This is a genomic window from Streptomyces sp. NPDC017940, assembly GCF_044328435.1.
GTDB lineage: Bacteria > Actinomycetota > Actinomycetes > Streptomycetales > Streptomycetaceae > Streptomyces.
The window spans coordinates 288374-308742 of record NZ_JBIRHJ010000009.1 but is presented as its reverse complement, the minus strand read 5'-3'; the positions used below and the strand labels follow the sequence as shown (position 1 = coordinate 308742).

General features: G+C 74.0%; 16 protein-coding genes and 5 tRNA genes. 7 read left to right on the top strand and 14 right to left on the bottom strand.

Features of this window, described 5'->3' with window-relative positions:
* Positions 1–98: 98 nt before the first annotated feature.
* Positions 99–635 (top strand): DsbA family protein, encoded by a 537-nt coding sequence (locus ACH4DX_RS29935; protein ID WP_398157427.1) that lies wholly within the window; start codon positions 99–101, stop codon positions 633–635.
* Positions 636–778: 143 nt separating this feature from the next.
* Here ACH4DX_RS29935 and ACH4DX_RS29930 read toward each other — a convergent pair whose 3' ends face one another.
* From ACH4DX_RS29930 to ACH4DX_RS29920, 3 genes are all read right to left on the bottom strand, one after another.
* Positions 779–1603 (bottom strand): GNAT family N-acetyltransferase, encoded by an 825-nt coding sequence (locus ACH4DX_RS29930; protein WP_398157426.1) that lies wholly within the window; start codon positions 1601–1603, stop codon positions 779–781.
* Between the two features lie 72 nt (positions 1604–1675).
* The gene (locus ACH4DX_RS29925) at positions 1676–2497 is read right to left on the bottom strand and encodes an aminotransferase class IV (RefSeq protein ID WP_398157425.1); all 822 of its coding nucleotides are present in this window, start codon (positions 2495–2497) and stop codon (positions 1676–1678) included.
* 35 nt (positions 2498–2532) lie between these two features.
* Complete coding sequence (locus tag ACH4DX_RS29920; RefSeq protein ID WP_398157424.1) at positions 2533–3591, bottom strand: chorismate-binding protein; 1059 nt, start codon at positions 3589–3591, stop codon at positions 2533–2535.
* A 156-nt stretch (positions 3592–3747) separates the two neighbouring features.
* On the opposite strand from ACH4DX_RS29920, the gene ACH4DX_RS29915 reads away from it, so the two are divergent.
* The 5 genes from ACH4DX_RS29915 to ACH4DX_RS29895 all read left to right on the top strand — a co-directional run bounded on the left by ACH4DX_RS29915 (position 3748) and on the right by ACH4DX_RS29895 (position 4226).
* Positions 3748–3820 (top strand) — tRNA-Gly (locus ACH4DX_RS29915).
* A 42-nt stretch (positions 3821–3862) separates the two neighbouring features.
* Positions 3863–3936: transfer RNA gene (locus ACH4DX_RS29910), tRNA-Cys, on the top strand.
* Position 3937: 1 nt separating this feature from the next.
* A tRNA-Val gene (locus ACH4DX_RS29905) sits at positions 3938–4009 on the top strand.
* Positions 4010–4039: 30 nt separating this feature from the next.
* Positions 4040–4111, top strand: a tRNA-Val gene (locus ACH4DX_RS29900).
* Positions 4112–4151: 40 nt separating this feature from the next.
* Positions 4152–4226, top strand: a tRNA-Val gene (locus ACH4DX_RS29895).
* A 70-nt stretch (positions 4227–4296) separates the two neighbouring features.
* Here ACH4DX_RS29895 and ACH4DX_RS29890 read toward each other — a convergent pair.
* The 4 genes from ACH4DX_RS29890 to ACH4DX_RS29875 all read right to left on the bottom strand — a co-directional run bounded on the left by ACH4DX_RS29890 (position 4297) and on the right by ACH4DX_RS29875 (position 6632).
* A complete protein-coding gene (locus ACH4DX_RS29890; protein ID WP_398157423.1) occupies positions 4297–4593 on the bottom strand; it encodes a zf-TFIIB domain-containing protein in 297 nt (98 codons plus the stop codon).
* Positions 4594–4662: 69 nt separating this feature from the next.
* Positions 4663–5694, bottom strand: a complete 1032-nt coding sequence (locus tag ACH4DX_RS29885; RefSeq protein ID WP_398157512.1) for a phosphotransferase family protein — start codon at positions 5692–5694, stop codon at positions 4663–4665.
* A 226-nt stretch (positions 5695–5920) separates the two neighbouring features.
* Positions 5921–6124 carry a hypothetical protein gene (locus tag ACH4DX_RS29880; RefSeq protein ID WP_398121763.1) on the bottom strand — a complete coding sequence of 68 codons (204 nt, stop codon included), beginning with the start codon at positions 6122–6124 and terminating at the stop codon, positions 5921–5923.
* Positions 6125–6365: 241 nt separating this feature from the next.
* Positions 6366–6632 carry a hypothetical protein gene (locus ACH4DX_RS29875; protein ID WP_058851844.1) on the bottom strand — a complete coding sequence of 89 codons (267 nt, stop codon included), beginning with the start codon at positions 6630–6632 and terminating at the stop codon, positions 6366–6368.
* Between the two features lie 196 nt (positions 6633–6828).
* On the opposite strand from ACH4DX_RS29875, the gene ACH4DX_RS29870 reads away from it, so the two are divergent.
* A complete protein-coding gene (locus ACH4DX_RS29870; protein ID WP_398157511.1) occupies positions 6829–8322 on the top strand; it encodes a protein kinase in 1494 nt (497 codons plus the stop codon).
* A 66-nt stretch (positions 8323–8388) separates the two neighbouring features.
* Here ACH4DX_RS29870 and ACH4DX_RS29865 read toward each other — a convergent pair whose 3' ends face one another.
* The 7 genes from ACH4DX_RS29865 to ACH4DX_RS29835 form a co-directional block, all read right to left on the bottom strand.
* On the bottom strand, positions 8389–9207 hold the full coding sequence (locus ACH4DX_RS29865) for a TrmH family RNA methyltransferase (RefSeq protein WP_398157422.1): 819 nt from the start codon (positions 9205–9207) through the stop codon (positions 8389–8391).
* A 93-nt stretch (positions 9208–9300) separates the two neighbouring features.
* Positions 9301–10533, bottom strand: a complete 1233-nt coding sequence (cobA, locus tag ACH4DX_RS29860) for a uroporphyrinogen-III C-methyltransferase (RefSeq protein WP_398157421.1) — start codon at positions 10531–10533, stop codon at positions 9301–9303.
* A 147-nt stretch (positions 10534–10680) separates the two neighbouring features.
* Complete coding sequence (gene cobT / locus ACH4DX_RS29855; protein ID WP_398157510.1) at positions 10681–14682, bottom strand: nicotinate-nucleotide--dimethylbenzimidazole phosphoribosyltransferase; 4002 nt, start codon at positions 14680–14682, stop codon at positions 10681–10683.
* Positions 14683–16421: 1739 nt separating this feature from the next.
* On the bottom strand, positions 16422–17693 hold the full coding sequence (cbiE, locus tag ACH4DX_RS29850; protein ID WP_398157420.1) for a precorrin-6y C5,15-methyltransferase (decarboxylating) subunit CbiE: 1272 nt from the start codon (positions 17691–17693) through the stop codon (positions 16422–16424).
* Between the two features lie 189 nt (positions 17694–17882).
* Positions 17883–18533 (bottom strand): GNAT family N-acetyltransferase, encoded by a 651-nt coding sequence (locus ACH4DX_RS29845; protein ID WP_398121757.1) that lies wholly within the window; start codon positions 18531–18533, stop codon positions 17883–17885.
* Between the two features lie 174 nt (positions 18534–18707).
* Positions 18708–19535: a MetQ/NlpA family ABC transporter substrate-binding protein gene (locus ACH4DX_RS29840; protein ID WP_398157419.1), complete on the bottom strand. Its 828-nt coding sequence runs from the start codon at positions 19533–19535 to the stop codon at positions 18708–18710.
* 1 nt (position 19536) lies between these two features.
* Positions 19537–20364, bottom strand: coding sequence for a MetQ/NlpA family ABC transporter substrate-binding protein (locus ACH4DX_RS29835; protein ID WP_398157418.1), 828 nt, complete (start codon positions 20362–20364; stop codon positions 19537–19539).
* Between the last annotated feature and the right edge of the window lie 5 nt (positions 20365–20369).

Below are 20369 nucleotides of genomic sequence, written 5' to 3'. Positions count from 1 at the left end.
CACCGCCCGGGGGGTGCCAGGTCCCTGTCGGGGGCACCGGCCGTGGGCCGCCAGGTCCCGGCTGGGGCGCGCCCCGGGGTCCTGGAAGACTGTGCGCCATGAACGACTCTCCCTCCGCCGCGTCCGCCGGCCCCGCCGCTCCCCTGGTCATCGACGTCTGGTGCGAGCTCCAGTGTCCGGACTGCCGCACCGCCCTGGACGACGTGCGCGCCCTGCGAGCCCGCTACGGCGACCGCGCCGAGCTGCGGCTGCGGCACTTCCCCCTGGAGAAGCACCAGCACGCCTTCGCCGCCGCGCAGGCCGCCGAGGAGGCCCTCGCGCAGGGCAAGGGCTGGGAGTACGTCGAGGCCGTCCTCGGCCGGGTGGAGGAGCTGGACCGTACGGGGGAACCCTTCCTGGTCGAGGTGGCCCGTGAACTCGGCCTCGACGCGGAGGAGTTCGACACCGCCCTGGTGGACGGCAGGCACATCCTGATCGTCGACGCCGATCAGGCCGAGGGCAAGGCGATCGGCGTCACGGGGACACCCACGTACGTCGTGGGCGACGAGCGCCTCGACGGCGGCAAGAGCCAGAAGGGCCTGCGCGGCCGCGTCGAGGAGATCGCCGACCGCCTGCTCGCCGACGGCCGGGACTAGGGCCTGTCTGCCCCTGTGCGCCTGCCGGGCAGGCCCTGGGGCCCTCCTCCGGGGCGGGTGCCCAGTCCCGCTCCGGGGCGGACACCCGTTCCTGTGCGCCGGGGCCGGGGCACGACGACGTCCGGGGCACGACGGCGTCCGGGTCACAGCAGCCGCTTGTACAGCGCGTACTCGGTCGCCTCGTAGCCCAGGGACTCGTACAGACGCAGCGCGGGTGTGTTCCCCGCGAAGACGTGCAGGCCGATGCGGTCCTTGCCCGCCTCGATGCTCTGCCGTTCGGCGAGGAGCATCAGGGAGCGGCCGTGACCGTGACCGCGGTGTCCGGTGCCGACCTCGACGTCGTACACGAAGATGTCGCCGTCGACCGTGGCGAGCCACAGCGTGCCGACGACCGCCCCGTCGTGGACCAGGACGCTGAGCCTGCTGCCGGGCGTGGCCGCACCCCCGGCGAGCAGCGATTCGTAGTCCGCCGTGGCCTTGGCGCGGGCCTGCGCCTCCGGGACGCCGCGCTCGGTCCAGTCCCGGGCGTAGCTCTGCCGGGAGTGCTCGGCCCAGGCCGTGAACTCCTCGGCCGTCATCGCCCGCGCCCGCACGCCCCGCGGCAGCTCGGGCGGTGCGGGCGGCAGCGCTTTCGTCATCCCGCGCCCGCGCTCCACGTAGCCGAGCGCCGCGGCGAGGGCGAGGCCGCCGGGGGCCGTGACCGGCACGACCGCCGCGATCTCGGCGCAGCCCCAGCCGCGGGCCACCTCCTCGGCGGCGAGTGCCGCCACGGTCGCGCGGCCCCGCCTGCGGTCCGGGGCGTCGATGCGCAGGTCCCGGATCTCCGCGAAGCGGGGGCCGAAGTCCGCGTGGGTGGCCAGTCGGATCCGGCCGACGGGGCGGCTGTTCACGCAGACGTCGTAGTCGCGCGACTTGGCGCCCTCGGTGCTCTCGTGGAGCGGCCCGGACGGCCGCAGGGTCGTCGTCATCACGGGAGTTCTACCCGTTGGGCGCCCCCGCGTCATCCGGTTTCGCGCCCCCGGCTCCCCTGGTCCCGTCCCTCACGGGTCGAGGTCGTTCCCCGCCCGCTCGTCGAAGATCTGCATCGCCTTGGCCGTCACCGGGCCCGGTGCGTCGGGGAGTCGGCGGTCGTCGATCCGGCGCACGGCCTGCACGTCGCGCAGCGTCGAGGTGAGGAAGACCTCGTCGGCGCGGTCGAGGACATCGAGGGGCAGGTCGGTCTCGTGCGCGCCGGTCCACTGGAGAGTGAGCTCGCGCGTGATGCCTGCCAGGCAGCCCGAGGCGAGCGGCGGGGTGTGGATCTCGCCGTCGAGGACGACGAAGACGTTCGTGCCCGTGCCCTCGCACAGCCGCCCCGCCGTGTTGGCGAACAGCGCCTCGGTGGCACCGCGCTCCTTGGCGCGCGCGAGGGCGACGACGTTCTCGGCGTACGAAGTGGTCTTCAGGCCGGTCAGCGCGCCGCGTTCGTTGCGGGTCCAGGGGACGGTGATCACGGCGGTCGAGTCGGGCCTGCGCACGGCCCCGTCGAGGGCGACGACGAGCGTGGGGCCCTGGTCGCCGCGGTCCGAACCGAGCGGCGCGAGGCCTCCGGTGTACGTGATGCGCAGCCGCCCGAGCGCCGTCGGACCGGCGTCGAGGACTGCGGCGCAGGCGTGGCGCACCTCGTCCGCGTCCGGCTCGGGCAGGCCGAGGCCGCGCGCGGAGCGGGCGAGGCGGTCCAGGTGGCGGGTGAGCGCGAACGGCCGTCCCGCGACCGCCTTCACGGTCTCGAAGACGCCGTCACCGACGGTCAGTCCGTGGTCGAACACGGAGACGTGCGCGGAATCGAGGTCCCGCAGCCCGCCGTCGAGCCATATCTTCACTGCGCCTCACCTTGCGACGTCGGTCCGTGTGCAGGTCATCGACCTGGTGCGTACGTGCCCGAGGCTACCGCCAGCAGCCTGGCCGCCTTCAGCTCCGTCTCGCGCCACTCCCCCTCGGGGTCCGAGCCCCAGGTGATCCCCGCCCCCGTACCGAACCGCAGCACGGCACCGCCCCCGGCGCTCCCGGCGGTCCGGTCGACCCAGAACGTGCGGATGCCGACGGCGAGCTCCCCGGTGCGCCGGTCCGCGTCGACCCAGCCGATGCCGCCGCAGTACGGGCCGCGCGGCGCGGTCTCCAGGGAGTCGATGATGCGCAGGGCACTGGACTTCGGGGCGCCGGTGACGGAGCCGGGCGGGAAGGTGGCGGTCAAGAGCTCCGGCCAGCCGACGGCGGCGCGCAGCTCGCCGCGGACGGTGGAGACGAGGTGCACGAGGCCGGGGTGCTTCTCCACCACGCACAGGTCGGGCACGGTCACGGTGCCCGACGCGCAGACGCGTCCCAGGTCGTTGCGGACGAGGTCCACGATCATGACGTTCTCGGCGTGGTCCTTCTCCAGGAGGTCCGCCTCCGTGCGTCCGGTGCCCTTGATGGGCCCGGACTCGACGACGTCGCCCGCCCGGCGCAGGAACAGCTCGGGCGAGGCCGTGGCTATCTCCACGCCGTTGCCGGGCAGTCTGACGGTGCCCGCGTAGGGGGCCGGGTTGCCGCGGGCCAGGAGCGCGGTGAGGGCGTCCACGTCGGCGGGGGTCCCGTCCTCGGCCAGTGGCGCGGAAAGGACCCGGCAGAGGTTCGCCTGGTACACGTCGCCGGCGGCGATGTGGGCCCGTATCCGACGCACGCCTTCCGTGTACGCGGCGCGGTCGAGCGACGACGTCCAGTCACCGGGAGCGGGGCCGCGCCAGGCGTCCGGCACCGGCGCGGGCACGGATTCCGTGCGCACCCGGCCGAAGCGGGCGCACACGAGCCGGCCCTCGAAGTCCGCGGACACCGCCCAGAAGCCGGTGGACTCCAGGGCGGAAGGGTCGCTGGTCACGTCCCGGAGATCGGTCGCGACGAGGCCGCCGAAGCGTGCCATGGGAGACAGGTCGTGCACGTCTGCGAGTCTATGACCGGCGCCCCGAGGGCGCCCCGGGCCTCCTGCGGCGATGCGACAACCCAGCACGCTGCGCAAACGCGTTTTTGTACTGGCCCGGGAATCCGCTAGAGTTCACCACGTCGCCGGGACGCGGAAGCGGGCCGGGAAAGACAAGCGGACGTAGCTCAGTTGGTAGAGCGCAACCTTGCCAAGGTTGAGGTCGCCAGTTCGAACCTGGTCGTCCGCTCGCAGGAACCGCGGGGGATCTTCCCGAACCCCCGTAACTCCTGGTGGAGTGGCCGAGAGGCGAGGCAACGGCCTGCAAAGCCGTCTACACGGGTTCAAATCCCGTCTCCACCTCCAAGGACGATTAGCTCAGCGGGAGAGCGCTTCCCTGACACGGAAGAGGTCACTGGTTCAATCCCAGTATCGTCCACTGGAACCTCTGATCGTTCAGAGGTTTCCCGCGCGATTAGCTCAGCGGGAGAGCGCTTCCCTGACACGGAAGAGGTCACTGGTTCAATCCCAGTATCGCGCACGCACAGGTCCCCAGCGGGGGCCGCGTCGCAGGTTGACCCGCGCGATTAGCTCAGCGGGAGAGCGCTTCCCTGACACGGAAGAGGTCACTGGTTCAATCCCAGTATCGCGCACCAGCTCCATGAAGCCCCCGGCCGTCTCCACGGCCGGGGGCTTCGTCGTGCCTCCCGCTCGGAGCGCGGCCGCTCAGGAGGAGAAGAGCATGTGCCCGAAGCTCTTGTGCCGCTTGTGGCCGTGGTGGCCGTGGTGCTCGTGGTGGCCGGTGTGCGGGGCGCCCCACGCGGGTGCGGGCGCCGCCGGATAGGCCGGAGCGGCCGGCGGTGCCGGTGGGGCCTGGGGCCCGTTCCACTGGCCCTCCAGGCGGGTCAGGGCCTCCAGCTCGCCGTAGTCGAGGAATATGCCGCGGCAGCCACTGCACTGCTCGATCTGGACGCCATTGCGGTTGTACGTGTGCATCGGTGCGTGACACTTGGGGCACTGCATGGTCGGCTCAACTCCTCGACACTCGTGACTGCTTCGCCGGATGTCTGCCCGGCTGGGGTGCAGTGCACCCTACTTCGTGCAGGTGGGCGCCAAGTCGGGCGGTACGGCGGCCATCCTGCGGCAGGCGTCCACGAACGTCTCCTCGACCTCGTCGAGGGCGCGCCCCGCGGCCACCGCCTTGGCTGTCGCGAGGGCCGCGGTCTGCACGGTCAGCGCGCGGGCCGGGACATCCAGGACCGGCCAGGGGTCCGCGCCGTCCGCGGGCACGGCCGGGCCGCCCGCCGCGCGGTAGGCGTTCAGGAACCGCGTCCACTCCTGCGGAAGCAGCAGCCCGCAGGCGTACCAGGCGGCGGGCCGCGCCAGGTCCCAGGCGGGGTCGCCGGTGCCGAGGTCGTCGACGTCGATGAGCCGCCAGCGGTCGGCGGGAGCGGAGCCGGGGCGGCCCGACCGCGGGTCCGGGTGCGCCGGGACGAGGTGGCCGAGGTGGCCGAGGCGCGGGTCGGGTGGTGTGCGGACGAGCTGGCCGAGGTGCAGGTCTCCGTGGCACAGGTACGACGGGCCGGGGCAGGGCGCCTCGTCGCGGGCCCAGGCGGGCAGCACCGCCCAGGCGCGCTCCACCGGGGACGCGGCGGGGTGCGGGGCGGCCGCCCGCAGCCGGGCCACGGCGCGGGCCGCCTTCTCCGGGCCCCGCATCGGCGGCAGCGGCCGCGGGAGCCGGGCGAGCGGGGTGCGGTGCAGCCGGGCCAGGAGGGTGGCTGCCGCCTCCCAGGGGGCCGCGTCCGGGTCGTCCCTGTCGACCGGGGCGCCGTACGGCCAGAACGTGACCAGGCGGTCGTGCAGGCGGGTCGGGCGCGCGGACAGCGGGGCGAGGAGGGTGTCCGCGAGGCCGGGGTGCGCGGCCGCCGCGAGGCGTGCCGTCAGGGCGGGCTCGGGTGTGCCGGGCGCGTGCGCCTTCGCCACCACCTGGGCGTGCCGGACGACCGTGGCGTCGGTGCGGTCGGCCAGGACGGCGTGCGGTTCGCTGCATGCGCAGCCCTCGCTGTGGCGTGCCCTGAGTCTGGCCTGTGCGGTCAGGGCGGGGATGAGGGTGGTCACGTGGATCGGTCCCGGAGTGCTCGGAGTGTGCGCTGAGCGTACGGGGTCGCGCGGGGCGTCCCGGCCCGCGGCGGGAAACCCGCACCGCCCGGGGCCGGGTGCGGGAAAAGAAACAGCCCGCGCAGCTCCCCAGCTGCGCGGGCTGTCGTGCCGTCCGCCGCACCCCCGTCCCCACGGGGTTTCATGGCCGGATGTCCCCGCCCGGACCGCTCTTCCGGGCCCGGGGCGCCGCTCAGCGCCCCAGCATCACGCCCACGGACGACGCTTGTGTGACCACTGCCTCCCAGCCGCCGAAGGCGACCGCGAGCAGGGCTGCCAGGGGGAGGACCATGAGCGTGGCCACCAGGGGGTGGCGCGTTCCGGACGGCCGGACGCCCAGGGTGGAGAGCTTTCGTCCCTGTGTGCGGATCATCGTCCGCGGCGCGGTGTCCGCCATGGTTCGCTCCCTTCCTGACCTTGTCGCGTACTGCGTCTGATCGGTGCGGTCATGCTGTGTGCACCGGGGTTCTCGTGTAGCGGCGGGTGCCTGACCTCGGGGGACGAGTGCTGCACCCGCCGCTTGACCTCAAACTTAGGCCGATCGCGGTGAAAGGTCGTCATGCCCTCGTACCGATTGGCTGGCCTCCCGGAGGATGACCGCTCGTCACACAACTACTCCCGTGGGTGGAGACGGGGGCCTAGGTCTCGGGGTCTTCCCGGAGGGGACGCCCCGGCCGCTCGGAGCTGTCCTCGCGGGGGACGGGCTGCTCCACCAGGGCCAGGACGCGGGTCGACATGAACCGTGCCGTGCGGACCACGGAGCCACTGCGGGTGACTTCGCTCACTTCCACCACTCCCCTGCGGACGGCCGTCTCGACCCGGCGGCCGGCCCTGCTCGCCACCACTTCGTACGTACGCGTCGTGTCCCCGGCGTCCACCACTATCTCCACGCGGTCACCCTTCACGCGATCAAACCCCCTTCAGCGACGGGCGGTTGACGGTCCTGAAGCCGCGAAGAGCCCCGTGTGCCACGGCTTCTGACCACTCTTCGAGTTTCTCACCAGGCACTGACAATCCGTCGGCCCGCGAGGGCGCGGCCTCTGCACGTGCCCGGCCGCGGAAACGTAAGCTGTGGCTCGTCAGACGGACCGGGCAGCGGGGATGAACATGGCGATGATGCGCCTGAGGCGCGAGGACCCGCGTGTCGTCGGCTCGTTCAGGCTGCACAGGCGGCTGGGCGCCGGCGGGATGGGCGTGGTCTATCTGGGCTCCGACCGCCGCGGTCAGCGCGTCGCCCTGAAGGTGATCAGGCCGGACCTCGCGGAGGACCAGGAGTTCCGCTCCCGCTTCGCCCGTGAGGTGTCGGCGGCCCGGCGCATCCGCGGCGGCTGCACGGCCCGGCTCGTCGCCGCCGACCTGGAGGCGGACCGGCCCTGGTTCGCCACCCAGTACGTGCCGGGGCCCTCGCTGCACGACAAGGTCGCAGCCGAGGGCCCGCTGTCGGCGGCCGAGGTCGCCGTCATCGGTGCCGCGCTCTCCGAGGGGCTCGTCGCGGTGCACGAGGCCGGTGTCGTCCACCGGGACCTCAAGCCGTCGAACATCCTGCTGTCCCCCAAGGGGCCGCGGATCATCGACTTCGGCATCGCCTGGGCCACCGGCGCCTCGACCCTGACCCATGTGGGCACGGCCGTCGGCTCCCCGGGCTTCCTCGCGCCCGAGCAGGTGCGCGGGGCCGCCGTCACCCCCGCCACCGACGTGTTCGCGCTCGGTGCCACGCTCGCGTACACCTCGATGGCCGACTCTCCCTTCGGACACGGCAGTTCCGAGGTGATGCTGTACCGCGTCGTGCACGAGGAGGCCCAGTTGCAGAGCGTGCCGGACGCCCTAGCCCCGCTCCTGCGCGCCTGTCTCGCCAAGGCCCCGGAGGAACGTCCCAGCACGCTGCAACTGTCACTGCGGCTCAAGGAGATCGCGGCCCGCGAGGCCCAGGGCCTCAGCGACGTGCGGCCGCCCGCGCCCCGCAAGGACCAGGACCGCCCCACGGGCCGCCTCGCGGAGGCGTACGACACGTACGAGGACCAGCGCACGCAACGACGCACGGCCCCCGGCACTCCCCTGCCGCGCACCGGGCCTTCCCGCACCGGCTCCTCGCGCACCGGGGACCCCCGTACGGGAGGCTCACGCACGGGAGGCTCACGCACGGGAGGCTCACGCACGGGGGGCTCGCGTACGGGTGACTCACGGACCGGGGGCTCGCGGACCGGGGGCTCGCGGACCGGGGGTTCGCGGACCGGCGGGTCCCGTGCCGGTGGCGGGCCCCGCACCGGTGGTTCGCAGGCGGGCGCACGGTCGGGCGCCGCGCGCGACGGCTCGCGTCCGGGCGGCAGGCCCGCGCCCCGCAGCGGCGCGGGACGCAAGGGCGGCCCGCGCACCACGGGCACGGGACGGCGGCCCGCCAACCCGCGGCTGCTGCGGCAGCGCCTCTTCGTGTTCGTCGTCGTGACGCTGCTCGTCGCTCTTGGGATCGCCGCAGCTCAGGGGTGCCAGGGGCCCGCGCGAGGGCTCGGGGCCGGGCAGGACGCCGTACGGGTCGTCGGCCAGGGCCTGGTGGGCGAGGGGCCGCAGCCCCCCGGAACCGGCGCGACGCTGGGCTGAGCCTCCGTACCGACGGAAGCCGCGCCGACCGCGCCCTTTCCCGTGCTCGCGTACGGGGTCCTGCGCTCAGGTTCCCGGACGGCCCGTCGCCACCGCGTAGAACGCGACGGCTGCCGCCGCGCCCACGTTGAGCGAGTCGACGCCGTGTGCCATCGGGATGCGGACCCATTCGTCGGCCGCGACGAGGGCCTGGGTGGACAGCCCCTCGCCCTCGGCGCCGAGCATGAGGGCGACGCGGTCCATGCGGTGGGGGGCCGTCTCGTCGAGGGTCTTGGCCTTCTCGTCGGGGGTGAGGGCCAGCAGGTCGAAGCCCGCCTCCCGGACGCCGTCGAGTCCTCGCGGCCAGGAGTCGAGGCGTGCGTAGGGCACGGAGAAGACCGCGCCCATGGAGACCTTCACCGAGCGGCGGTAGAGCGGGTCCGCGCAGTCGGGCGAGAGCAGCACCGCGTCCATGCCGAGGGCGGCGGCGGAGCGGAAGATCGCACCGATGTTGGTGTGGTCGTTGACCGCCTCCATGACCACGACGCGGCGGTGTCGCCCGAGGATCTCGTCGGCCGTGGGCAGCGGCTTGCGCCGCATCGAGGCGAGGGCGCCGCGGTGCACGTGGTAGCCGGTGACCCGCTCGGCGAGGGCGGGGCTGACGGCGTAGACCGGTGCCGGGACCTCGTCGATGACGTCCCGCATGACGTCGACCCACTTCGCGGAGAGCAGCATCGAGCGCATCTCGTAGCCCGCGAGCCTCGCGCGCCTGATCACCTTCTCGCCCTCGGCGATGAACAGGCCCTCGGCGGGCTCGCGCCTGCGGCGCAGCTCGACGTCGGTCAGGTCCGTGTAGTCGCTCAGGCGCGGATCGTCGGGGTCGTCGATGGTGAGGAGATCGGCCACAGGGTGATACTGCCTTGTCCTGGAGGTGGTGCCAACGGCTGGGAACCGGTTCCGTCACCGGTGGTCACGCGGGGTGATGTGCGGGCGGTGCGGTCAGGCGGGCGGTGCGGGGACCATCGCGGCCACCGGGCCGATCACGATGACCGCCGGGGGCTTCACCTCGTGGGTCCGCACCGCTTCCGCGACCGTCCCGAGGGTCGCGTCCACGCGGCGCTGGGCGGCCGTCGTGCCTTCCTGGACGAGGGCCAGCGGGGTGTCGGCGGGCTTGCCGTGGGCGATCAGGGTCTCGGCGATACGGCCGATCTTGTCCACGCCCATCAGGATCACCAGTGTGCCGCGCAGCCGGGCGAGCGCCGCCCAGTCGACCAGGGAGCGCTCGTCGTCGGGTGCGACGTGCCCGCTGACCACGGTGAACTCGTGCGCCACGCCCCGGTGCGTCACCGGGATGCCGGCGGCGCCCGGTACCGAGATCGAGCTGGAGATGCCGGGCACCACCGTGCACGCGATGCCCGCCTCCGCCAGGGCCTGCACCTCCTCCATGCCGCGGCCGTAGACGAAGGGGTCGCCGCCCTTGAGGCGGACCACCGCCTTGCCCTGCTCGGCGTGCTCGATCAGCGCGTTGTTGATGGCCTCCTGGGCCATGAAGCGGCCGTAGGGGATCTTCGCCGCGTCGATCACCTCGACGTGCGGCGGGAGTTCGTCGAGGAGGTCGCGCGGGCCGAGCCGGTCGGCGATGACCACGTCGGCCTCGGCGAGCAGCCTGCGTCCGCGGACCGTGATCAGGTCCGGGTCGCCGGGGCCGCCGCCGACCAGGGCGACGCCGGGGGTGCGGGTGCGGTGCTGCGGTGCCACCAGGCTGCCGTCGCGCAGCCCCTCCACCAGGGCGTCGCGGATGGCGGCGGTGCGGCGGGGGTCGCGGTCCTTGGCCTCGGCGGTGAGGACCGCCACGGTGACGCCCTCGCTGCGGCCGGTGGCGGGCGTCCAGGCCGTCGCCGCGTCGGCGTCGTCGGAGCGTACGCACCACACGCGGGACCGCTCGGCCTCCGCCGACGCCGCCTCGTTCGCGGCGTGGTCGCTGGTGGCGACCAGGGCGTACCAGGTGTCGGTGAGGTCGCCGTCGGCGTAGCGGCGCCGCTCCCAGGTGATCTCGCCCGCGTCGGCCATCGCCTCCACCGACGGGGTGGCGGACGGCGACACGAGGAGGATGTCGGCGCCCGCGGCGATGAGCGCGGGCAGGCGGCGCTGGGCGACCTGGCCGCCGCCGAGGACGACGACACGGCGGCCGGCGAGGCGGAGGCCTACGGGGTAGGCGGGGTGTTCGGCCATGACGGTACGGCTCCTCGTCGGCGCGGGGCGATGGGCGCTACGGCTCTGGAGCGGCCCTGACGTGCGGATTTTAGAGGTCGCTCCAGCGTAGGGCGGGAGTGGGGCCGGTGCTGAGGGCACCGGCCCCGCTCCCGCCGCGCCGAGGGACTACTTCTCGGTGACGCCCGCCGAGTCGAACGTGGCGACCTCGTGCATCGCGCGGGCCGCGCTCTGCACGACGGGCAGGGCGAGCAGCGCGCCGGTGCCCTCGCCGAGGCGCAGGTCCAGGTCGACCAGGGGACGCAGGCCCAGCTTGTTCAGGGCGGCGACGTGCCCGGGCTCGGCGCTGCGGTGACCGGCGATGCAGGCCGCGAGGACCTCGGGGGCGATGGCGCGGGCGACCAGGGCCGCGGCACCCGCGCTCACGCCGTCCAGGATGACGGGGGTGCGCAGTGAGGCGCCGCCGAGGAGCAGGCCCACCATCGCGGCGTGCTCCAGGCCGCCGATGGCCGCGAGCACGCCGACGGGGTCGGCCGGGTCGGGCTGGTGCAGGTCGAGGGCGCGGCGGACGACCTCGACCTTGCGGGCGTGCATCTCGTCGTTGATGCCCGTGCCGCGTCCGGTGACCTCGACGGGGTCGGTGTCGGTGTACACGGAGATGAGGGCCGCGGACGCCGTGGTGTTGGCGATGCCCATCTCGCCGGTGAGCAGCGCCTTGTTGCCCGCCGCCACCAGGTCGCGGGCGGTCTCGATGCCCACCTCGATGGCGGCCTGGACCTCCTCGCGGGTGAGCGCGGGGCCGGTCGTCATGTCGGCCGTGCCGGGCCGGATCTTGCGCGGCAGCAGGCCGGGCGTCGCGGGGAGTTCACCGGCCACGCCCACGTCGATGACGCAGACCTCGGCGCCGACCTGGTTCGCGAAGGCGTTGCAGACCGCGCCGCCACCGAGGAAGTTGGCGACCATCTGGCCGGTCACCTCCTGGGGCCAGGACGTGACGCCCTGGGCGTGCACGCCGTGGTCACCCGCGAAGATCGCGACAGCCGCGGGCTCCGGGATCGGGGGCGGGCACATCCGGGACAGGCCGGAGAGCTGCGCGGAGATGATCTCCAGCATGCCGAGCGCCCCGGCGGGCTTCGTCATGCGTTTCTGCCGCTCCCACGCCTCGCCGAGCGCCTTGGCGTCCAGCGGGCGGATGTTGCCCACGGTCTCGGCGAGCAGGTCGTGCGGTTCCTCGCCGGGCAGGGCGCGCCGGCCGTACGTCTCCTCGTGCACGACCCAGGACAGCGGGCGCCGCTTGGACCAGCCTGCCTGCATCAGCTCCGGCTCGTCGGGGAACTCGTCCACGTACCCGACACACAGGTACGCGACGACCTCCAGGTGCTCCGGCAGGCCGAGGGCGCGCACCATCTCGCGCTCGTCGAAGAAGCTGACCCAGCCGACGCCGAGTCCTTCGGCGCGGGCGGCGAGCCACAGGTTCTCGACGGCGAGCGCCGAGGAGTACGGGGCCATCTGCGGCTGGGTGTGCCTGCCGAGGGTGTGGCGGCCGCCGCGGGTGGGGTCGGCGGTGACGACGATGTTCACCGGGGTGTCGAGGATGGCCTCGATCTTCAGTTCCTTGAACTGCTTGGCGCGGCCCTTGGGCAGCGACTTGGCGTACGCCTCGCGCTGGCGCTGGGCCAGTTCGTGCATGGTGCGCCGGGTCTCCGCGGACCGGATGACCACGAAGTCCCACGGCTGGGAGTGCCCCACGGAGGGTGCCGTGTGGGCGGCCTCCAGGACGCGGAGCAGGACCTCGTGCGGGATCGGGTCGCCGCGGAAGCCGTGGCGGATGTCGCGGCGCTCGCGCATCACCCGCAGGACGGCCTCGCGCTCGGCGTCGGCGTAGCCCGGAGCGGGCGGTTCCACCGAGCCGTCGGCGCCGGGTTCCTCGGCCTCCTCGCGGAGGGCGGCTTCGTCTGTCGTGTCCGCCGCGGCTGCCGGGTCCGCCGCGTCGGTGGTGAGCAGCAGGGCCTGGGGGCCTTCGTCCGCGTCCGCCGGTGCGGCGGGCGCGGTCAGGTCGGTCAGGTCGCTCAGGTCTTCGGGCCCGTCCTCGATGAGGAGGGCCGGAACGGGCTGCTGCCCGGCCTGGTGTGCGGGGTCGGTCGGTCCGGCCGGGTGAGGTGCGTGCATCGGCTCGTCGGGGTCGGTCGTCGCCGGGGCGGACGGGAACGGGGAGCCGTCCTCCGCCGCGTCGACGGGTGCGGGTGCCGCTCCGGCGGGCACGGCCGTGGGCCGGTCTCCGTCGCGGGGTGCGGGCACGGTGGCTGCGGGCTGCTGCCCGGCGTCGGGGGTGGCGTCGGGAGCGGAGTCCGCGCCCTGCCAGGAGTCCGGCGCGGCCTCGGCCTGTCCCGGGAGCCCGTCCGCCGGTACGGCTGCGGGGTCCTGGTCGGCCTCGGCGGTCTGCGGTGCCGGGGCGCCGGGGCCGCCGGTCGCGGCCTCCGGCTCCGGTGTGAGGTACTCGGGCGGCACGGCCATCGGGCTCGACGGTGTCGGCGCGAGGTGCGGTGTGGTGGGCACCGAGCCGTCGACCGGCACGAACTGGCCGAGGGGCGCGGGCGCCTGGCCCGCGAGGGCCTGCCCGGCGGCGGCGTCCGGCAGCCCGGCTCCGGCGATGTGCGGCCCCTGCGCGGTGTGCGCCTCGGGCCACGGCTGCGCGGCGTCGGGGGCCTGCGGGGCCACGGCGTACTGCGGGGCCGGGTGGGCGGGCGTACCGGCCTGACCTTCGGCGTGCGGGCCCGGGGTTCCCGGGGCGGCCCCGGCGGCGTTGCCCGCGGCGGCCGGGGCCGCGGGTGCCTCGTGCGGGAGGGGGGCGGCGCCTTCCGGCGCGGGGGTGGGCGCGGCCGGGGTCACCGTCGCGGGCTCCGGGACGGAGGGGGGCGCCACGGTGCCCTGGTCTGCCGCGTCGGGGACGTCGGGGGTGCCGACTGGTGGGGTGGCGGGGGCTCCGGCGGGGGTGAGGCCGGGGTCTGTGCCGGTGGGGGCGCCGGTGGCGGGGCTTGCGCCGGTGCTGTTACCGGTGGCGGGGCTTGCGTCGGGGCCGTCACCGGTGCCGGGGCTTGCGACGGTGCCGTCACCGGTGCCGGTGACGGCGTCGGCGTCTGTGCCCGTGGCGGTGGCGGTGGCGGTGGCGGTGGCGGTGGCGGTAGCAATAGCGGTGGCGTCACCGGTACCAGGACCCGCGTCGGGTCCGGGGCCAGTGCCAGAGCCAGTTCCAGTGCCGGGGACGTTCATGGCTGCGGCGGGCTCCTGGGGGGCGTGCGCGGGCTGCTCCCCGTACGCCGGGGCGGGGCCCTGCGTCGCCGCGGGCGCCTGCGGGGCACCTTCGGCGGCCGGTGCTTCGGATGCCTCCGGTGCGCCGGGGGCGGGGGTTGCGGACGCGGGGTCCGCGCCGTTCACGGAAGCGGAGGTCGCGGGTGCGGGTGCGGATCCGTCGGTGGCGGAAGTCACGGGGCCGGATCCGTCGGCCGGGACGTTCGCAGGGCTGGATCCATCGGCCGGGGTGCCCCTGGAACCGGACCCTTCGGCCGAGGCGTCCCCGGAATCGGACCCGTCGGCCAGGACGCCCGGAGTGGCGCCGTCCGCCGGAAGCGAATCCTCGGCCACGACCGTGCCGCCGTCGACGGGAGCGGAGCCGTCCGCCGGAGCCGGGCCACCCGCCGGAGCCGGGCCACCCGCCGGAGCGGAGCCTCCGTACGGGGCTGAGCCACCGCCCGCAGCCGCAGCACCGGACGCGTCCGGGACCGGTGCGTCGCTCACCGACACGGGTGTGGCCTGTGTGGCGGGAGAGTCACCCGCGCCCACCGGGACGACCGTTTCTGCTGGTACGCGCTGCGTTTCCTGCGGTTGCGGCGACCACGGCACGGCCCCCTGCGGGGGGATCTCGCCGAGCTGGGGAGCGGGCGGGGTGGCCGCGTCGTCGCGCGGGACGTCCAGGTACTCCGGGCCGCTCGTCGGCGGACCCGCCTGCCGTACGGGCCTGCGGTGCGGCGTGCCGTTCGCGGGGCCACGGTCGGCCAGGGAGCGGACGGGGCTGGCGGCGCCGTCGGGCACGGCGGGCGCGGCCGGGCCGCGGTGCAGCGGGCGCCGGACGGGGCTCTGGTGCGTGGCACCGCTGTCGTGCGACGCGGGCATGGTGCCGTGGCCGCCGGGCAGGGTCACGCCGGTCAGGTCGACGGAGCCGCTGTCCCGGCCGGAGGTCTCGTGCGGTCCCGGCTGGTGCGCGAGCCGGGCCTGACCGACCGCCGACTGCCCGGGGGCGACCCCCGACTGCCCGGGGGCAACCGCCGACTGGCCGGGTGCAACCGCCGACTGCCCGGGGGCGACCGCCGACTGCCCGGGGGCAACCCCCGACTGCCCGGAGGCAACCCCCGACTGCCCGGGGGCAACCGCCGAGCCCTCAGAGCCGACCGCCGAACGCTCGGGCCCGGCCACCTGCTGCTCGGGCCCACCCGCCGGCCGCTCAGCACCGACCACGGACTGCTCGGCACCGGCCACGGACTGCTCAGCCCCAACCACGGACGGCTCGGCACCGCCCACGGACTGCCCAACACCACCCACGGACGGCTCAGCACCGCCCACGGACTGCTCAGCGCCGACCATCTGCTGCTGGACGCCACCCACGGGCTGCCCGGAACCGCTCACGACCTGCTCGGGACCGCTCACGTGCTGCCCACCACTCACCGACTGCTCGGAACCATCCACCGGCTGCTCGGGACTATTCACCCGCTGCTCAGCACCATCAACCGACTGCCCAGCACTACTCACCGACTGCCCAGCACCGCTCACCGACTGCCCGGGACCGCTCACCGGCTGCCCAGCACCGCTCACCGACTGCCCAGCACCGCTCACCGACTGCCCGGGACCGCTCACCGACTGCCCAGCACCGCTCACCGGCTGCCCAGCACCGCTCACCGACTGCCCAGCACCGCTCACCGGCTGCCCAGCACCGCTCACCGGCTGCCCGGGACCGCTCACCGACTGCCCAGCACCGCTCACCGGCGGCTGCCCAGCCCCACCCACCAGTTGCTCGGAACCATCCACCGACTGCTCGGCACCGTCCCCGACCTGGCCGGACCCCGGCTGCCCCGCGGCCTTGGCGTCGGCGGCGAGGGCCCGGCCGACGGCTGCCGCACCGGCGTTCGGGTGGGCGGCGCCCGGCTGCCGCCCGGCGTCGGCCGCCGCGGCGACGGCCTGGGCGGACGCACCCTGAGCCGGTCCCCGCTGCCCCTGCGCCTGCTGCGTCTGCTGGGCCCGCTGGGTCTGCTGCACCTGCTGCACCTGCACCTGCTGCGCCCGATGAACCTGCTGCGCCCGCTCAGCCCGCCGCACCCGCGGCCCCGCCGCCGTCGGCTGGCCGGCGCCCGGCTGCGCGGTCTGCGCCTCGCTCCACGCGCCCTGGGCACCCGGCATCAGCAGCAGGTCGTCGTCCTCGGCGGGGTGGTCGGAGGGGTCGAGGAAGGTGTACGCGGCCGGCGCGGGGACGCCCGGCTGCTCCACCCTGCCTGCGCTCTCCGGCAGTCCCTCGCCCGGGACCTGGCCGGTGTCGGTCATGCGTACCCCTCGCCCATCGGTTAGTCCTTCTTTGACCGCCCGTCATGAACAACGAGCGCACGTGCCGCGCGGCACGCACCGCGTACGGACCACAGGCATTGTCGCGGTAGCACCGCCGCCGTGGCAGCTTGATCGGCCACGGTCCGCTGTGGACTGCGCCACGTCGCGCGCCTCGCGGTCCGCCGTACCACACGCACTCCCCAAAGCGGGCGACCTTTCCGGACTTTGACTGACACAGACCAATGAATCGCCGGGCGCCCACATACGGCACAACGATCGGCCAGCCTACCGCGCACGGCGCGGCGGGGGGCTCGCGAGGGTCAGGGCGTGCGATCGAGAAGCAGTGCCGCGACCAGGAAGACGACGGTCCGCTTCCGCTCCGTCCAGGCGCGGGTGTCGAGCTCGACGGACTGCAAGAGGGCGCACTCGACGGCGTACCCGTGTTCGGACAGGTGCCGACCGAGGAGTTCGGCGTCGTCGCGGGTGGCGGCGTGCGTGACGATGCGCTCGGGGCGGCGGTCGGCGACGGCGGAGACCACGGCCACTCCCCCGCCGCCGACGCGGACGACGTCCGGCTCCGGCAGGTTCTCCAGGACGTGGGGCGCGGCGCCGTGCACAATCTGGGCGTGCACGCCGAAGCGGCGCACCGCGGCGGTCGTGCGGGCGCAGGCGTCGGGGTCGCGGTCGACGGCGATGACGGCGGCGCCGAAGCGGGCGGCCTCCGCGGTGAAGGCGCCGGTGCCGCAGCCGATGTCCCAGACGAGGTCGCCCACGCGCGGGCCGAGCCGCGCCAGTTGGGCGGAACGGATGCGGTCGGTCTCGCCCTCGCCGAGTTCCTGTTCACCGCCGTAGCTCGCCGCGGGCAGCGCCCAGCCGCGGGGCTCCACGGCGGGCTCGCGGCCCGCGATCCAGCCGTCGTGCGGGCCGGTGCCGCCGGGGCCGCCGCCGTTCCCGGAGCCGCCGGGGCCGCCGGGACCCCCCGGGCCGCCGGTGCCTCCGATGACGATGACGACGTTCGGGTCGCGCCAGGTGTGGTCGGCGGCCTTGTCGGAGGTGACGACGCTGACCTGCTCGCGCTCGGTGCCGAGTTCCTCGCAGATCACGAAGGTGCGGTGGACGCCTTCGAGGAGCAGGCCGAGTTCGGCGGGCCCGGCGCCGGGCGAGGTGAGCACGGCGACCTTGCTGTACGCGCGGCACACGTTCACGGCCCGGCGCAGGGTGCGGCGGTGGGCGACCACGACCTGGGTGTCGTCCCAGGGGATGCCGGCGCGGGCGAAGGCCTGGGCGACGGCGGAGACGGCGGGCACCACTTCGACCTCGAGGCCGAACTCGGGGGCGCGCAGGGTACGTACGACGCCGAAGAAGCCGGGGTCGCCGTCCGCGAGGACCACCGCGGTGCCCCGGTGGGCGGCGATACGGCGGGCGGCGAGGCCGACGCTGCCGAGCCGGACGCGCTCGGCGGTCGGGGGGACCTCGGGCAGGGCGAGGTGGTGGGCGGCGCCCGCCACCAGCGTCGCGGCGCCGAGGGCCGCGCGCGCCGCGGACGTGAGCGGCGAGCCGTCCCAGCCGATCACCGTGACCCGGTCGGCCATGGTCGTCTGTCTCCTGGAGTTGGGTCGTACGGTGCGGGCGGCCGCGTGCGGCCAGACGGAGCGTACCTGCTGCCGATTACGGGGCTTCGCCCCTCTCCCCCTTTGCCGGCTCTTCGAGCCCCGTCCTCGAACACGTCGGCCCTTCGAGCCCCGTCCTCGAACGCCGGACGGGCATGTTCCCCCGCGCTGTCAGTTCCAGTCGGAGAACGCCGTGTACCCACTCTGCGCCGACTGGTCGGTCACGCCTTCCAGGTCCTCGGGGAGCAGGCTCCAGACGATGAGGTCGGTGCGCAGGTCGAGCCAGCCGCCGAGCGGGTCGCCGCCGTTCCTGACACGTGCTATCCAGGCGCCGCGCAGGACGCCCTCGCTGATGCAGCCGATCTTCTGCGCCACCTGCTGGGCCGCGGTGTTGTCGGCGGCCGTACGCAGCTCGACGCGCTCGAACTTCTGGTCGTGGAAGAGCCACTGGGCGGTGGCGAGGGCGGCTTCGGAGGCGTAGCCCTCGCCGCGGGCCCAGGGGGCGGTCACATAGCTCAGCTCGCCGGAGCGCACCCGCCAGTCGGTGTGGGCGACGCGCACGGTGCCCACGAGGCGCTGGGTGAGGAACTCGGTCACGGCGAGGACGATGCCGCGGCCCTCGGTGCGTTCGGCGGGAGCGAGGCGGGTGATCCAGTCGCGGGCGTCGGCCTCGGTGTACGGCTGGGGCGCGGCGGTCCAGGCGGTGACGAGCTCGTCGTTCATCATCTCCGCGTACGCGGCGGTGTCGGCGTCCTCGAGCGGGCGCAGCACCAACCGCTCCGTACTGAGGGAGATGTCGGGGAACCCCGAGGCTGTGGTCATGCGCCGCTCCGTAACCTTCATGGGCCTGTCGTTCCGTGCGTCGTCGAGGGCCTCAAGGACCTCCAGGCCTGCTGAAGTGCATAGCATGCAGCATGGTGGCGCGTGGACGCACCACGGGGTCCGCTCCGGCGCGCGGAGCGGACCCCGTGGGCGGGGACGGTGCACCAGGGTGCGTCAGCCCGCCGTGACCGGCAGGACCGACCCCTTGTACTCGTCCTCGATGAACTTCCTGACCTCGGGCGATCGCAGCAGCTCGGCCAGCTTCCCGACCCTCGGGTCGTCCTCGTCGCCCTTCTTCACGGCGAGGACGTTGTTGTACGGGTTGTCCTGCACGGACTCGAGGAGAATTGCATCCTTCTTCGGGCTGAGGCCCGCGTCGAGCGCGTAGTTGTTGTTGATGACGGCCGCGTCGACGTCCGGGAGTGAGCGCGGCAGCTGCGCGGGCTCCAGGGGCTTGATGGTGAGCTTCTTGGGGTTGGCCGCGATGTCCTCGGGAGTGGCGTTCGCGCCCGTGCCCTTCTTCAGCTCGATCACCCCCTTGGAGGCGAGCAGTTCGAGGGCCCTGCCCTCGTTGGTGGTGTCGTTCGGTACGGCGACGGTCGCGCCGGAGCGCAGCTCCCTCACGTCCTTCAGCTTCTTGCCGTCGTCCGCGTACACACCCATCGGGGGCAGGTACACCTCGGTGACCGCCACCAGGTCCGTCTTCTTGGACTTGTTGAAGTCGTCCAGGTACGGGGCGTGCTGGTAGAGGTTGGCGTCGAGGGAGCCCTCCTGGAGCGCGGTGTTGGGTGTCACGTAGTCCGTGAACTCCCGCACCTGGAGGTCGAGGCCCTTCTTCTTCGCCAGGTTCTGCTGGATGTACGCGAGGACCTCACCGGCCGGTGTCGGGGTGGCTCCGACGACGAGGGTGTCGCCGTCGGAGCCGGAGCCCGAGCCGCAGGCGGTCAGGCCGAGCGACAGGGCCAGGGCCCCGGCCGCCGCGGTGATGCGGGCTCTGCGCATGTCAGAACGCCGCGACGACGGCACCGTCGTACTTGTCTTCGATGAACTTCTTGACCTCGGGCGAGGTGAGGAGCTTGGCCAGCTTCTTGACGCGCGGGTCGTTCTCGTCGCCCTTCTTCACGGCGAGGAAGTTGCCGTACGGGTTGCCCTCGGCCTTCTCGGCGGCGAGTGCCTGCTTGGCCGGGTTGAGGTCGGCCTCCAGCGCGTAGTTGCCGTTGATCACCGCGGCGTCGACGTCCTTGATGGTGCGCGGCAGGGCGGCGGCCTCCAGCTCCTTGAACTTCAGGCCGCGCGGGTTGTCGACGATGTCCTTCGGAGTGGCCGCGAAGCCGGCGCCCTCCTTGAGCTTCAGGAGGCCGTGGTCGGCGAGCAGCTTCAGGGCGCGGGCCTCGTTGGTCGTGTCGTTCGGGACGGCGACCGTGGCGCCCTTCTTCAGCTCGTCGAGCTTCTTGATCTTCTTCGAGTAGACGCCGAGCGGCTCCAGGTGCACCGTGGCGCCCGGGACGGGAACGATGTCCGTCTTGTTCTTCTTGTTGAAGTCGTCCAGGTAGGGCTTGTGCTGGAAGTAGTTCGCGAAGACCTCACCCTGCTGCGTCGCGGTGTTGGGCGTGACGTAGTCGGTGAACTCCTTCACCTCCAGGTCGAGGCCCGCCTTCTCGGCCAGGTTCTTCTTGACGTAGTCGAGGATCTGGCCCTGGGGCGTCGGGGTCGCGGCGACGACGAGCGGGCCGTCCTTGTCGGATCCCTTGTCGGCGCCGCAGGCGGTCAGTCCGAGGGTGAGGGCTCCGGTGGCCAGGACAACGGCGGTGATCTTGATGGTGTTACGCACGAAAA

What these genes read in the sequence shown, in the direction of transcription:
- ACH4DX_RS29935 (WP_398157427.1), top strand. Translation starts at nt 99, where the DNA reads ATGAACGACTCTCCCTCCGCCGCGTCCGCCGGCCCCGCCGCTCCCCTG.
- ACH4DX_RS29930 (WP_398157426.1), bottom strand. Translation starts at nt 1,603, where the DNA reads ATGACGACGACCCTGCGGCCGTCCGGGCCGCTCCACGAGAGCACCGAG.
- ACH4DX_RS29890 (WP_398157423.1), bottom strand. Translation starts at nt 4,593, where the DNA reads ATGCAGTGCCCCAAGTGTCACGCACCGATGCACACGTACAACCGCAAT.
- ACH4DX_RS29880 (WP_398121763.1), bottom strand. Translation starts at nt 6,124, where the DNA reads ATGGCGGACACCGCGCCGCGGACGATGATCCGCACACAGGGACGAAAG.
- ACH4DX_RS29870 (WP_398157511.1), top strand. Translation starts at nt 6,829, where the DNA reads ATGAACATGGCGATGATGCGCCTGAGGCGCGAGGACCCGCGTGTCGTC.
- cobA (WP_398157421.1), bottom strand. Translation starts at nt 10,533, where the DNA reads ATGGCCGAACACCCCGCCTACCCCGTAGGCCTCCGCCTCGCCGGCCGC.
- cobT (WP_398157510.1), bottom strand. Translation starts at nt 14,682, where the DNA reads ATGCCCGCGTCGCACGACAGCGGTGCCACGCACCAGAGCCCCGTCCGG.
- cbiE (WP_398157420.1), bottom strand. Translation starts at nt 17,693, where the DNA reads ATGGCCGACCGGGTCACGGTGATCGGCTGGGACGGCTCGCCGCTCACG.
- ACH4DX_RS29845 (WP_398121757.1), bottom strand. Translation starts at nt 18,533, where the DNA reads ATGACCACAGCCTCGGGGTTCCCCGACATCTCCCTCAGTACGGAGCGG.
- ACH4DX_RS29840 (WP_398157419.1), bottom strand. Translation starts at nt 19,535, where the DNA reads ATGCGCAGAGCCCGCATCACCGCGGCGGCCGGGGCCCTGGCCCTGTCG.